Below are 13,700 nucleotides of genomic sequence, written 5' to 3' on the forward strand. Positions count from 1 at the left end.
ACCATACCCCATTTAGAGCGTTTTTAAATCTTATGAGTACACAACCTGCAATGGTGGAAGTCAAAAATCTTTGGGTCCGATACGGGAACTACGAAGCGGTCAAAGGTATCTCGTTTTCGATCCCCAAGGGAGAAGTCTTTGGCTTTATCGGACCGAATGGTGCAGGAAAATCATCAACGATCAAAGTTCTGGCGACTCTGCAACGTGAGTATGATTGTGACTCGGTCAAGATTAATGGGATTTCCGTGAAGAAAGCCCCGCATCTGATCAGGGAAATGATTGGTTACATGCCAGATTTTTTTGGGGTCTATGAAGATCTGACAGCCCGGGAGTACCTGCATTTTTTTGCAGCCGCTTATCGCATCAACCGCAATCGCAGAAAGGCAATTGTGAACGATGTTCTGGAACTGACCGATTTAACAGCAAAAATCGATGCGCCTGTGGATTCCCTTTCTCGCGGTATGAAACAGCGTCTGGCGCTGGCGCGTGTATTGCTACACGATCCGGACCTGTTATTGCTGGATGAACCTGCCAGCGGTCTGGACCCGCGTGCACGAATAGAAGTGCGGGAGCTGTTAGTCGCGCTCAAGGAGATGGGTAAAACCATTATCATTTCCAGCCACATTCTTCATGAATTATCACAGCTTTGTACCAGCATTGGAATAATTGAAGCCGGTCAGTTTGTGACACAGGGATCTTTAGATCATATCTACAAACGACTGGAACTCACGCGGGTTGTTCACGTGCAGATTGTCGGTGAAATGAATGGAATCTGTCAGAAAATCGAATCAATCGAAGGAGTCAAATCTGTCAGCGTGCAGGCCGACCGCCTGGCGATTCAACTTCAGGAAGATCAGCTGGCGGTAGAAGATTTACACACCAGGCTTGCTGCGACGGGCGCTAAAATCCGTATGTTTCAGGCTGAAGCGATGGATATGGAAACCGTCTTTATGAAATTGACGGAAGGAAAGACGGCATGAAACAGAGATCTCTCCAGCTCGGGCTGCCGCTGCTCTCCAAAGAACTGATCGAGATGGCAAACCGTCGCCGAACCTATATTATTCGCACGGTATATGCACTACTGTTTCTGGGATGGATGGCATTTGCTTTTATGGACAGGATGGCCTCACAAATGAGTAATCCTCTCGCGATGTTAGGGCGAGGGCGCGAAATATTTCGTGCCATGATCGAAATGCAGTTTGTCGCCATCTATCTCCTGCTCCCCGCGATCACCTGTGGCGTGATTACACAGGAAAAAGAACGCAATAGTTTGGGCTTGTTACTGATCACCCGATTAAGCCCAGCGACGATCATCCTGGAAAAGTATCTGGGGCGACTGATTCCCATGCTGACGTTTCTGATGCTGGGGCTACCCATTCTGGCGTTTGCCTACTCGCTGGGGGGAGTTTCTCCCGCCATGTTTATCAACGGTCTCTGGCTGCTGTTGCTGTCCATGCTTCAAATTGCGGCTCTGGGGGTATTATGCTCCAGTTTTTTCAGAACAACGGTAGGAGCTTTTATTGCAACCTATCTGTTTGGCTTTCTCTTACTGTTCGGCCTCCCGATCGCTTATGAATTGAATCTGCTGTATTATCAGAATGTCGCCAATCTGGTTACCGATGCACTCCAGCGTATCCCTTACCTGGGAGATATGTTTTTGCGGAGGAATCGTGGAAATGAGGAAATTAACTTTTTGTTTTTTGCCCCCTACTGGTTTAACAGGTTCTCCTGGAATCCGGGGGGATTTTCCGTTTTTAAAACTTTCATCTTCAGTCTCCCAATACTTTTGAGTACCTTTGTGTTTTTAACGTTCGCGCAATTCTTTCTGGTTAAACGTGCTTTTTTACCTTCGAATAACATCATCCTGAAAATATTTAAAAAGCTGGATCATCTGTTTTCCAATATCAATAACAATCGTGTGACACGTGGAATTGTACTGGTGAACGACAATGTTCGCCTCCCGGAGAGTAAGCCGATTGCCTGGCGAGAAACGTCCAAGAAATCACTGGGAACATTTCGTTATCTGTTTCGTATACTGGTTCTCCTGGAAGTTCCAGTTCTGTTTTTATGTATTGTCATCGCGACCGGCTCCCCAGAACCAATTGTCATGGGTGCCGTTCTATTACTATGGTTGATCTGGGGAATTACAGTGTTGTTCCTGGCAGTCTCTGCCACCAGTCTGATTGCCGGGGAGCGATCTCATGAAACGCTTGACGTATTACTGACCACTCCTATTTCGGGAAGTGAGCTATTGGACCAGAAAATTTCCGGTGTCAAACGTTTATGCCTGGTATTGCTGATTCCACTGTTAACAATAGTGCTGTTTGAAGCCTGGTGGAAATGGGAAAATGCCCAGATGAATCGAGGGAATCCCTATCAAGCCCAGTGGCTCCCCTATTTAGTCGGCTCCCTGCTGACCCTGGGGATCTACCTGCCAATGCTGGTCTACCTGTTCTGCTGGATTGGGATGAAAATCAAATCACAGACCAAGGCGATTTTGACAGCTCTGGGATGTATTCTTGTCTGGTGTCTGCTGCCGTTTATCCTGGCATTCCCGCTTTTTATTCTGACTCCCAATTTAAACGAAGAATCCGTTCTCTATGGTCTTTTTCTAGGTCCTGCCTCCTATCTGGTGTTGAATGAAATCGCTGAATTTCATGATTTTGGATCGATGTGGATACCCATGGTCGTCAATTCCATTATCTATGGTGGATGTCTTTTGTTGTTTCGTACGCTCTGTCGGAATCATATTGATGAAAAACTGGGACGCCTGGGTTATGATAACAGTAGCTACTATCGTCCTGATCTTGATTCAATCGATGGCATCTCCTTTGAACAACCATCTCAGCTGAGTTCTGATATATGAAATACCACTTGAGAATTTCCCCGTATTCTCCAATACCTAATTTAAAGCTGAGTTTCATATTGGGAACATTTATGGGAATGCTCCTGCCTGGCTCCGTTTTCGCAATTGATGTCGAAGAAGTTGTCTGGGGGTTTAACAATCAGCATACCAGTGGGAAGTGTATCCCCCTTTCGATCCTGCTTCGCAATAACACCCCTGAGGCATTTGATGAGCCAATTCAGCTAAACCGATTACTATATGGCGGCAGCAAAACAGGTGCGCCTTTGATGCGAAAAATCTTTCTGGCACCGTTCAGCTCTCAGTGGGTTCAATTCTATCCGTATATCATCGGGCCACGACAGGAAGACTGGTCGATTAACTGGGGACCAGAATTTATCTACGGTCAGAAACTAACCAGAGCAGAGAACAACATCGATTCCAACGCAGGTCTTCACGATGTGCGATCGCGAATCATATTGAGCCGATCTGATGCGCTCGTCACAAAAACAGGGCACTTCAAACGGTTTCCTGAAGAATTATTTCCACCATCAGTGACAGCAACAGACTCGCTGGATGAAATCCTCATTGGCCACGTTCCCCGCTGGGATACAGCCCGCAAGGTTTCATTTATGGATTGGCTTTACGAGGGAGGAATTGTTCATCTACTACCCGATGAGACAACAGGAAACAATCTGAGCTTCACAAGCAGCATGGTCGAATTAAATTCACCACTGGAATTTTTCAGAATTGGTGAAGGGCTGGTGATACGCCATACACTTAAGATGCCTCAGATGACTGAGAATGTGCTGACAGCGGCGGTCAATAAAATTCATGATCAGGAAGCAGAAAGCATCCTCCACCGTAAACCCGAAACCAGGCAGAGCAAAACTGTCACTGATCAATACAGTGTTCAACGTTATGGTGATATCAATTCCAGATTGATGCACCAACTGACAGACTTAACACATCCCGACCATAATTGGCCGCTCATCTATCTGATGTCTCTCCTGTATCTGTTCATGATATTTCCTGGATGTTTCCTGTTCAATAAACGCCAGAAAAATTCGCGCTACCGCAATTCGCTGTTATTCATCCTGTTGACCGTGGTCTGTTTCAGTACCATTTTCTGGAGCATCGGGAAACGGGGCTACGGTGAAAAAACCACCATTAATAGCCTGCTCGTTGCAGAACCTTTGCAGGGGAACTATTTCGACACGACCTGCTGGATCAACTCCTTTGTGACAAATGGAGGTAAGTATCAATTTACATCGAGCGGAGCAGGCTCCATCTTTACAACGGCTCAGGAAACGGAACGGATTAACGGAATCATAGCTAATGGAATCGATGGATTCTTTAAGGCTGATATTCCGGCGTTTTCCAGCCGACAGTTTATGTCTCGAATCAAAATACCGTATTCCAAACCAGAGTGTAAAGTTGTTGATTATGAACTCAATCGCGACGGGAACCTGAAAGACCTTACTCTCGAATTCCAGCCGGGCTTACCCGCCAACCATTCTCGTAGTCAGGTTTTATTTCGCGAGAAACTGTATTCCTTAGGTCAGAGTAAACAGAAAAACGGAACTCTCTTAAGGCTCAAAGAGGGGAGAGTGACTCCCGTTGCAACCTGGAGAACAAAACTGCAATCTGATTTAGGTTACGGACCGCGCTATGCGTATGGCAATCAAAATAAAGATCCCAAGAAAGTCTACAGTAAATTGTACGAAACCCTCGTCATCAAATCATTGGATTTGACTACCGAGGAGCAGGTTGTCAACTATCGAGATCATCAGTCTCGTTTCAAATTATTCTATTATTGCGACATTCCAGACGAATTTAAGCTTAAGACGGATGTGCGGGGAGACCAGCAGGGGCGCATCCTGTTCATCTATGATTTCGCCTTACCTGAGAAACAGATTGCGGAAAAAAATGAATCAGCCGATCAATAATAAACCTGTCATCGACATCCAGAATGTATCACATTCTTTTAAAGGGCATCGTGCATTACAGGGCATCAGTTTCCAGGTCCAGCCTCAATCGCTGCATGGTTTTGTCGGCCCGAACGGGGCAGGTAAGACCACCACTCTGAAAATCATCTGTACGCTGCTGCGTCCTCAGGGCGGAAAAGTGGAAGTCTTCGGGCATGATGTCCGGTCGGCTGTGAAAGAAATTCGAAAACGAATCGGGTTTATGCCGGACCATTTCAGTACCTACAGACAAATGACCGTATTTGAGTATCTCGACTTTTTTGGGGCTGCCTATGGTCTGGGGCTCGAGCAGCGGAACCAGGTGATCAATGATGTCCTGACGCTGACTGACATGGATGGCCGTAAGGATTCGCTGATCAGCGGATTGTCGCGGGGGATGCAGCAACGCGTCAGTCTCGCGCGTGTGCTGGTCAACGATCCCGACCTGTTATTACTCGACGAGCCTGCATCCGGGCTGGATCCCCGTGCACGCATTGAACTGATGGAAATATTGCAGGAACTGAAACGCATGGGGAAAACCATTTTCATCAGTTCGCATATCTTGAGCGAGCTGGCAGAATTGTGTGACAGCGTCACAATTATCGACAGGGGGCTGGTAAAGTACAGCGGTTCAATGGATGGGCTGCTGACGCACGAGCAGGAACATCCGGTCTACAAAGTCATGCTCGAAGCAGAAGTCGAAGGACTGATTGATTCGCTGTTAAGTGAACCTGGAATATTAAAAGTCGAAGCGACCGAAAAAGCACGTGAATTACGCATCATGTTCGATGTCTCGTTAACAAACACGGGAAATCTGTTATCTAAAATCATTGAGTTAAACGGAACCATTGAGTCGTTCCAGCGTGACAAGAAACACCTGAACCAGGCATTTCTTGATCTGACAGAGCAGGGAGTGCGTTAATGTTACAGGGAACATTTGCATTATTTCATCGTGCGTTATGTGTCGACTTTCGGTTGACGCGTACCCATTTATTCCGCTTTCTGTTTGCCGTTCTGATTTTATTTTGTCTGATGATTGCGCATTCCAGCAGCCGTTTCATGGGAGCTGCCGGTCTCTATTTATTCACACAGATTGTCTATCTGAATTTTGTATTTATTCTGATGGCCGGCATCAGTTTATTCGCCACCGCGATCACAGAAGAAAAAGAAGAACAGACGATTGGTTTACTGCTGATGGCGGGCGTGAACCCCATCGCCCTGCTGCTGGGAAAATCCCTCCCCCGACTGGTCTCAGCTTTAATACTGCTCTCGATCCAGTTTCCATTTACTCTTCTGGCAATCACTTTAGGTGGAGTCACTTTCTCACAGGTGATTGCGGCTTACGCGAGTCTGGCGGCATTTCTGATTGGATTATCCAACCTGGGTCTGGTCTGTTCGGTAGTCTGTGCACGTTCGCGGGCAGCTGCGACTCTGGTTCTGATCTCCCTGATCCTATATTTCCTGGGACCTCCCTTAGTGGGATGGTGTATTGATGGTGCTGTATCTGCAAAATGGATATCAGCCGGTTCATTATTTACCCGGGGCACAGAGGATTTCATAGAAAAATGTTACGAGTCCTCTGTCTTAATGCAGCTCAGTTTGATTCTGACTTCTGGTTTTAACGAAAGTGCCTGGGGATTCCAGTTCTGGACCAATATGGTTGCGGGTGTTCTGTTCTTCCTGTTGGCAAGTCTACTCTTTAGCCGTTTTGCACTGACCGAAGTCTCTACTGATCCGGGACGTGGGCTGATCTCCAAAAAACGGAACCGATTCCTTTCGCCTGGTCGTGCGTGGATGCAGGCATTGGCATGGAAAGATTTTTATTTTGTGAATGGTGGCCTGGGGATGGCGTTAATCAAACATGTCTGCTACGGAGTCGCCTTGTTTTCTCTGTGCGCCTATATCAGTTACACCTCGCGCAGTTATTCCCTGCGTGAAATGGGGCTGACTGTATTCTGGACCATGTTGATTGTAGTGCTGATTGAAATCAGTCTGATTTCGTCGCGAATTTTCCATGTGGAAGTTCAATGGAAAACCCTTGTATCTACCGCCATGTTACCTCAATCAATGGCGCAGTTAGCCTATGCCAAGGTCTTTGGATCATTGCTGGCAGTCATCCCCGCCTTCTTTTATCTAGTCATTGGAGGATTGATAGGAATTGAAGAGATGATTCAGGACCTGGGCCTGGTGCTTTCCCAGCCTGGATTCTGGCTGACCTGTATCGAGGTTCTGTTTTTCTGGCATCTGACCGCGCTGTTGTCGACATTTATTAAATGGGGGGCATTACCACTGGCATTTGTCCTGATGTGGGTCGGTAATATGGTCTTCCTCTTTTCCATGAGCATGGCTGTCATGGGAGGCGGAGGGGGCCCTGAAGTATATGAAGCAGTTCTTATCCTGTTTACTTTGTTTCTTTCAGCCGGTATCGTAGGGTCACATTTTTTAATTAATGAACGTCTGACATTTCTGGCTTCTCAATAAATGAGGCATTGACATTTCACAGAGAAATGGAGTTGTAATGGAATCTAAACTAAGTCGAAGAAGGCTTTTACAGTCATCCAGTATTTTAGCTGCTTCCGCACTCGGGCTGGACTTACAGCAGACAACAGCTGGTGAAAAACAACCGGTTGCACCTCAGTTACTGAAGGGGAATATCAATCAGTCAGTCGTGCACTGGTGTTTCAAAAAGTACTGGGATATCGAAAAAACGGCGCAAATTGCCAGTCAGTTGGGAATCAAAAGTGTAGAGCTGACTCCTGCGGAGAACTGGGACACACTGAAAAAGTATGGCTTAACCTGTGCCATCGCTTCCAGTCATGGTTTTAAAGCCGGTTTTAATAACCCGCAGAACTGGGATGAATGCATTGAGATTCTGCGCAAACGGATCGATGAGTGTGCCGCCGGAGGCGTCAAAAATGTCATCACGTTCACAGGCATGCGTGATGGCATTGATGATGAGACCGGGGCGAAGAACTGTGTCGCCGGTTTCAAAAAAATCATTGGCTATGCTGAGAAAAACAATGTGAATCTCTGTCTGGAAATGCTCAATTCCCGTGATGCCAGCCACCCGATGAAAGGGCATCCCGGTTATCAGGGAGACCATACAGACTACTGTATTGATATCATCAAGCAGGTGGGCTCTGATCGGATGAAGCTCCTGTTTGATATCTATCATGTACAGATTATGGATGGAGACGTGATTCGACGGATCCGTGAGCACAAAGATTATATTGGACACGTTCACACTGCAGGGAATCCAGGGCGAGGAGAACTGGACCAAAAGCAGGAAATCAACTACCCGCCCATCATGCAGGCATTACAGGAGATCGGCTACCAAGGCTTTGTCGGACAGGAATTTATTCCCACCCGTGATCCTTACGAGGGTTTACAGCAGGCAGTCATACTGTGTGATGTATAAACTGGATTCGGCTATAAAACGAAAGCGGCGGAGAACTGATTGATTCTCCGCCGCTTTTTTAGCTTAATTCAGAGTGATATTCAGGCAGAGAGTTCCTGAATAACACAGTCACCCATTTCTGTCGTGGAAATGCTTTTTCCGCCCGCAGCGATGTCGGCGGTGCGATGTCCGGCTGCCACAACCCGGGCGACAGCCTCTTCGATTGCAGTCGCTTCTGTTTCCAGATTCAAGGAATGCCTGAACAGCATGGCTGTTGCCAGAATGGTAGCCAGCGGGTTGGCAATTCCTTTGCCTGCAATATCTGGTGCAGAACCATGAATTGGTTCATAGAGTCCTGGCCCATCAGATCCTAATGAAGCAGAGGGCAGCAATCCCAGCGATCCCGGAAGCATCGAACCTTCATCGGTCAGGATATCACCAAACATGTTTCCTGTGACAACCACATCGAAGTCTGAAGGGCGGGAGATCAAGTGCATCGCCATCGCATCGACGAGTACGACATCATATTCGAGATCCGGAAATTCATTTTTGACCACATCTGCGGCGACCTGTCGCCAGAGTCGAGAAACTTCCAGTACATTGGCTTTATCCACAGAGGTCAGCTTACCACCACGATTGCGAGCAGCTTCCGCTGCCAGCCGAACAATGCGGGCAATCTCTTTGGTGGTGTAGGTCATGACGCTGAAAGCTTTTTCACCATCAGGATGCTCCATTCTGCCTGATTCGCCGAAATAAATACCACCAGTCAATTCACGGAAGAACAGGATATCAGTACCTTCGATAATTTCCCGCTTTAAAGGCGAAGCATCAAGAAGTTCACTGTAAGGCTTGATGGGGCGCAAATTAGCAAACAGTCCCAGCTCTTTACGAATTTTCAGCAGGCCTGCTTCGGGACGAGTCTTGGCAGAAGGATCATCCCATTTCGGGCCTCCGACTGCCCCCAGCAGAATTGCATCGGATGCTTTGCAGGTTTCCAGAGTTTCTGCAGGAAGCGGGTCTCCAAATTCATCAATGGCATTACCTCCCATCGGACAGGAAGGAGTTTCAAACTGATGATCATATTTTTGTGCGATTGTGTCGAGAACCCGTTTGGCCTGTTCTACGATTTCGGGACCAATTCCATCGCCGGGCAATAGTGTAATCCGAGCTTCCACAGTCATTTCCTCATTTGTTCTTTTTCAACGTGATGATTCAGGTGATTTCCTTTACGAAAAAACTAATTTAGCGACTGTATATCCAAAACTCCAGCCGGCCTCGTCATGAATTTTGTCGAGTCGACCTGCGAGCCCCTCACATAACGAAATCAATCAGTATTGATAAGTTTGTACAGGACGCCTGGCCGATTCTTACGACCGTTATAACCGTACACAAGAAATCAATGAAAAGCAGTTAATTCTACCTGTAAAATCAAGAATATCGCTCTTCGTACCGATAAGAGAGATTAGATCCCGCTATGGACTTTGTGTCTTGTCATAGCGGGCCAAACAATCAAATTCGTCGTCGATTCGCATTCACAGCCCTGAAATGAATTCAGGAAGATACTTCAAGACAAGGGCTTACGCTCAGGAGGAGCAAGCGAAATAGAAATCGATGTAAGCGACAGGACAGGGACATCGCATGTTTCGCTCTTCATTTTTTGCTACCGGTTTATTCGTCTTACTGACTGGTACTTCATTTTTATTTGTCGACAAGATGGTTCTCACCCACAAAGTAGCCGTGGAAGAAGAACCGGAACCAGTACGCGAACCTGAGTTTCGCGGTTTCCTGGGAATGACATCTCTGAATGAAGAGCAGCAGGAAGTATTAAATCCACCTGACTGGGCTGCTTTCAGTCTTATGTCAATGGGTGCCGTCACAATGCTCTATGCAGCTGCATTACCCAAAAAACGATCATAAAACCAGAGATTAATGCAGAACCAATAACCGTGATGAGCGCCTGTCGTTCATCACGGTTTTTTATTGATCAAACCGCAGCGTTGCCCAGAGACTGGGATCCTGGGCGAAAGGGAACTCATGATCCACAATCATGAACTGCTCTCCCAGTTCTGAGTCTGTGATTTTATAGTAAAAACCTGTCTGTGGATAAGAAGCCGGATCAAAACCATAGAGTTCAGAGGCTGGTAGCCAGACATCCAGTTCGTAGCCAGTTTTAGTGGTTTTTGACCAGAGTCTGACTTTTTTCAAATCTGCTGTGGGAGCATCTTCCTGCGCACGGTGAATCGGTTGTTGCTGGCAGATCGGTTTTGCTGAAGGACCAACTGGTTGAAATTCGAAGGAATGACAATAGCGGCTGGCCCGGTGGATGGTTTTGGTATCACGGGTATCAATCCAGACCTCAAGCGATTCTGCAGGTGTGACGGGATGCTGTTTCTGAGTTACCTGCAAGCTGATTGCCAGCCCCTCTGTATTCCAGGCGACTTTGAGTCCTCCCCATTTTTTTGATTTTTCAAATGTCAAATCAGGAATCAGTGCCGAATCAGGGAGGTTCAATAATCGTCCCCGCTTGCGAGGGATTTCCTGTATATGCGGCAGAGCAATAGAATGCCGAAACAAAAAAGAACAGGGAATAATTGACATAGTGAAACTGACTCTCTGATTGACGTGATCTTTTAAAAATGTCCTTACTGTGTAGAATCATAGCAGTCTGGTTTCTGAGATTCTATTCCCGACCCATCTACTTCACCCGTTTTTCAACAGCTGAATCACGTTCTCTCCTTAAGGCTCCCTATGCGATATCAGAATGAGCAGATGATTCGAATCCGGGGTGCACGCTGCCATAATCTGAAAAACATCGACGTAAACCTGCCGCATAATCAAATATCAATTGTGACAGGAGTCAGTGGGAGCGGGAAGAGCAGCCTGGTGTTTGATACCATTCACCAGGAAGGCCAACGACGTTTTCTGGAAAACCTGTCACCAGGTACCAGGCAATTGTTTAGCCAGGCTCAGCCCGTTGCTGTTGACCAGATTCTGGGCTTGCCTCCCACGATCTGCTTTGATCAAACACAAAGAGTACAGTCAAAGCGCAGCACATTGGCAACACTGACTGAATTGTATGACTATTTTCGACTACTCTATGCAAAACTGGGAATCGTTCACTGTGTGAATTGCGGGCAGGAACTGCATCAACAGACTCCGGAGCAAATCGTCGATCTGGTGCTGGCACTCGAAGACCGTAAAAAAGTGATGATACTGGCTCCGGTTGTCTCAGCCAAAAAGGGAAATCATGCTACTCTGTTCGATCAGATTGCTAAAGAGGGGTTTGTCAGAGCCAGACTTGATGGAGCAGTCATTGATATCACACAACCTCACGAATTCCCGGAGAATGTTCCGCATGATATCGAAATTGTAATCGACCGAATCATTGTCAAAGAGGGAATCCAGTCACGCCTGAAGGAATCGGTGGACCTGGCTTTAAAACAGGGGGGGGGCACCTGCCTGGTCAGTCAGCAGACAGAGGAAGGCTGGTCAGACCGGTATGTGAGCACCCGTCTGGCCTGCGGTCAATGCAATCTCAGTTTTCCTGATCCTGAGCCACTCACGTTCAGCTTTAACAGTTCCTACGGCGCCTGCGCAGCCTGTGATGGACTGGGGGTGATTGAACAATCCGATTCCGATGCAGATCAGATTTGTCCCGAATGCCAGGGAGCGCGCATCACTCAGTATGGACGTTCTATTCTGCTGAATCAGCATTCCATTGACCAGGTTTTGCGGTTAACAGCGCCTGAAATAATCGACTGGCTTGATCAGTGGGAATCAGTGGCTAATCAGGGATTGAGCCACCAGGATCACGTCATTGCAGATCAAATCGTGCCATCCATCCGAAAAAGGCTGGACTATCTGACTGAGATCGGACTGGGCTACATTCAACTGTCACGTCCATCTAAAACGTTGTCTGGTGGTGAATTACAGCGTGCCAGACTGGCTGCCTGCCTTGGTGCAGGAACAACGGGAGCCTGCTATATACTGGACGAACCCACGTCGGGTTTACACGCCAATGAAACTCAGAAACTGCTGACAATATTACAGCGTCTGAAGCAGGCTGGGAATACGATCATCGTTGTCGAACATGATCACGATGTCATGCGAGCTGGAGATTATCTGATTGATATTGGTCCCCGGGCCGGTATGGAAGGGGGAGAACTGGTCTTCTCCGGAGACTATGAAGAATTTATTCAGCATCAGGAATCGCTTACCGTTCGAGGTTTAACGGCACGCGCCCAACACAGATCGGAAACGGATCGTAGCAACGCGAGTAATGATCAGTTCCTGCAACTCACAGGAGCACGAACAAATAACCTGAAGACAGTCACACTCATGGTTCCGCTTCAACAGCTTGTCTGTGTGACTGGAGTCAGTGGTTCAGGAAAAAGTTCTTTGATCATCGAAACACTGGTCCCTGCCATCAAATCAGAGTTGTACCGGCGTCCGAATCCTGGTTTGCATTATGATTCATTACAGGGGGTTGAACATCTGCAGCAGATTAAAATCATTGACCAAACTGCCCTGGGGAAAAACGGGCGTTCCAATCCCGCGACTTATTGTGGGATCTGGGACGAAGTACGAAAACTGTTTTCGAAGACTAAAACAGCACGACTGCGAGGCTATACGGCACGACGATTCAGTTTTAATTCCTCTGAAGGCCGGTGTGGAGAATGCCGTGGCACTGGTGTGAAACGAATCGATCTGAAGTTTCTACCTCCCGTATTTCTTCCGTGTGAAAAATGCCATTCAAAACGATTTAACCAGCGAACTTTATCAGTCAGATATCGTGGCAAAACAGTCAGTGATGTTCTGGACATGTCCATTTCGCAAGCATGGGAGTTTTTTGAGTCGATTCCCCGAATCCGGAATGTTCTGCAGGTCATGCTGGATCTTGGTCTGGGATATCTGGCGTTGGGGCAGCCGGCAAATCTGCTTTCCGGGGGAGAAGCACAGCGGATCAGGTTGGCTTCAGAATTGATCTCCCCATTCAACGGGATGGCGCTGTTCGTTCTGGATGAACCAACCCGAGGTTTACATTCACATGATATCGATTGCTTACAGCAGACATTAAACAAGTTGATTGATGCTGGGAATTCGGTACTGGTAATAGAACATCACCCCCAGGTCATGTGTAAGGCTGACTGGATTATTGACCTTGGACCTGAAGCTGGTAATGCCGGAGGGGCCATCATCGATGAAGGTCCCCCCGCAGAAATCGCTGCCAACCGCCAGGGTGCGACGGGAAGACTACTGTACGAGTTGCTTGAGGATGATGTACACGATTGAGTTTTTTTAGAAGTCTATCAAAAGTAACTCCTGCAGAACCCACTCATTTTAATTATAATAGAGCGAACTGCATTTAAGAATCGCGTCTCTCAATCTAATTTACTCATCTCAAATGGCCGTGACGACGCTACAGTAAAACGGGTCCTAGAGCGCATCACATTTAACCATAGCGTCTCACAATCTATTATACTCGGTCCAAATG

The 13,700-nt window shown here is 47.2% G+C and carries 10 protein-coding genes; 8 read left to right on the forward strand and 2 right to left on the reverse strand.

Annotated elements, in window-relative coordinates; all coding sequences use genetic code 11:
• The first annotated feature begins 32 nt into the window (after nt 1-32).
• The 6 genes from Pan161_RS02460 (at nt 33) to Pan161_RS02485 (ending at nt 8,227) form a co-directional block, all read left to right on the forward strand.
• Nucleotides 33-980 (forward strand): ABC transporter ATP-binding protein, encoded by a 948-nt coding sequence (locus tag Pan161_RS02460; protein WP_145224016.1) that lies wholly within the window; start codon nt 33-35, stop codon nt 978-980.
• Complete coding sequence (locus Pan161_RS02465) at nt 977-2,866, forward strand: ABC transporter permease (RefSeq protein ID WP_145224017.1); 1,890 nt, start codon at nt 977-979, stop codon at nt 2,864-2,866. Before Pan161_RS02460 ends, Pan161_RS02465 begins: the two co-directional genes overlap by 4 nt.
• 71 nt (nt 2,867-2,937) lie before the next feature.
• Nucleotides 2,938-4,791 (forward strand): hypothetical protein, encoded by a 1,854-nt coding sequence (locus tag Pan161_RS02470; RefSeq protein ID WP_145224018.1) that lies wholly within the window; start codon nt 2,938-2,940, stop codon nt 4,789-4,791.
• Nucleotides 4,772-5,731: an ABC transporter ATP-binding protein gene (locus tag Pan161_RS02475; RefSeq protein ID WP_145224019.1), complete on the forward strand. Its 960-nt coding sequence runs from the start codon at nt 4,772-4,774 to the stop codon at nt 5,729-5,731. The genes Pan161_RS02470 and Pan161_RS02475 overlap by 20 nt, the downstream gene beginning before the upstream one ends.
• The gene (locus Pan161_RS02480; RefSeq protein ID WP_145224020.1) at nt 5,731-7,290 is read left to right on the forward strand and encodes an ABC transporter permease; all 1,560 of its coding nucleotides are present in this window, start codon (nt 5,731-5,733) and stop codon (nt 7,288-7,290) included. The genes Pan161_RS02475 and Pan161_RS02480 overlap by 1 nt, the downstream gene beginning before the upstream one ends.
• A gap of 37 nt (nt 7,291-7,327) precedes the next feature.
• On the forward strand, nt 7,328-8,227 hold the full coding sequence (locus Pan161_RS02485; RefSeq protein ID WP_145224021.1) for a hydroxypyruvate isomerase family protein: 900 nt from the start codon (nt 7,328-7,330) through the stop codon (nt 8,225-8,227).
• A gap of 80 nt (nt 8,228-8,307) precedes the next feature.
• Here Pan161_RS02485 and leuB read toward each other — a convergent pair whose 3' ends face one another.
• On the reverse strand, nt 8,308-9,381 hold the full coding sequence (leuB, locus tag Pan161_RS02490; protein WP_390620739.1) for a 3-isopropylmalate dehydrogenase: 1,074 nt from the start codon (nt 9,379-9,381) through the stop codon (nt 8,308-8,310).
• 463 nt (nt 9,382-9,844) lie between these two features.
• On the opposite strand from leuB, the gene Pan161_RS02495 reads away from it, so the two are divergent.
• Nucleotides 9,845-10,123 carry a hypothetical protein gene (locus Pan161_RS02495; RefSeq protein ID WP_145224023.1) on the forward strand — a complete coding sequence of 93 codons (279 nt, stop codon included), beginning with the start codon at nt 9,845-9,847 and terminating at the stop codon, nt 10,121-10,123.
• 60 nt (nt 10,124-10,183) lie between these two features.
• On the opposite strand, the gene Pan161_RS02500 is transcribed toward Pan161_RS02495, so the two are convergent.
• Nucleotides 10,184-10,804 (reverse strand): DOMON domain-containing protein, encoded by a 621-nt coding sequence (locus Pan161_RS02500; RefSeq protein ID WP_145224024.1) that lies wholly within the window; start codon nt 10,802-10,804, stop codon nt 10,184-10,186.
• Nucleotides 10,805-10,975: 171 nt separating this feature from the next.
• Here Pan161_RS02500 and Pan161_RS02505 point away from each other — a divergent pair, with 171 nt between their 5' ends.
• Nucleotides 10,976-13,498: an excinuclease ABC subunit UvrA gene (locus Pan161_RS02505; RefSeq protein WP_197995663.1), complete on the forward strand. Its 2,523-nt coding sequence runs from the start codon at nt 10,976-10,978 to the stop codon at nt 13,496-13,498.
• Nucleotides 13,499-13,700: the final 202 nt, after the last annotated feature.

Origin of the sequence: Gimesia algae (assembly GCF_007746795.1) — a bacterium.
GTDB lineage: Bacteria > Planctomycetota > Planctomycetia > Planctomycetales > Planctomycetaceae > Gimesia > Gimesia algae.

Bases quoted from the DNA above. Each gene is read 5' to 3' on its own strand.
- Pan161_RS02460 (WP_145224016.1), top strand. From the start codon at position 33: ATGAGTACACAACCTGCAATGGTGGAAGTCAAAAATCTTTGGGTCCGA.
- Pan161_RS02465 (WP_145224017.1), top strand. From the start codon at position 977: ATGAAACAGAGATCTCTCCAGCTCGGGCTGCCGCTGCTCTCCAAAGAA.
- Pan161_RS02470 (WP_145224018.1), top strand. From the start codon at position 2,938: ATGGGAATGCTCCTGCCTGGCTCCGTTTTCGCAATTGATGTCGAAGAA.
- Pan161_RS02475 (WP_145224019.1), top strand. From the start codon at position 4,772: ATGAATCAGCCGATCAATAATAAACCTGTCATCGACATCCAGAATGTA.
- Pan161_RS02480 (WP_145224020.1), top strand. From the start codon at position 5,731: ATGTTACAGGGAACATTTGCATTATTTCATCGTGCGTTATGTGTCGAC.
- Pan161_RS02485 (WP_145224021.1), top strand. From the start codon at position 7,328: ATGGAATCTAAACTAAGTCGAAGAAGGCTTTTACAGTCATCCAGTATT.
- Pan161_RS02495 (WP_145224023.1), top strand. From the start codon at position 9,845: ATGTTTCGCTCTTCATTTTTTGCTACCGGTTTATTCGTCTTACTGACT.
- Pan161_RS02500 (WP_145224024.1), bottom strand. From the start codon at position 10,804: ATGTCAATTATTCCCTGTTCTTTTTTGTTTCGGCATTCTATTGCTCTG.
- Pan161_RS02505 (WP_197995663.1), top strand. From the start codon at position 10,976: ATGATTCGAATCCGGGGTGCACGCTGCCATAATCTGAAAAACATCGAC.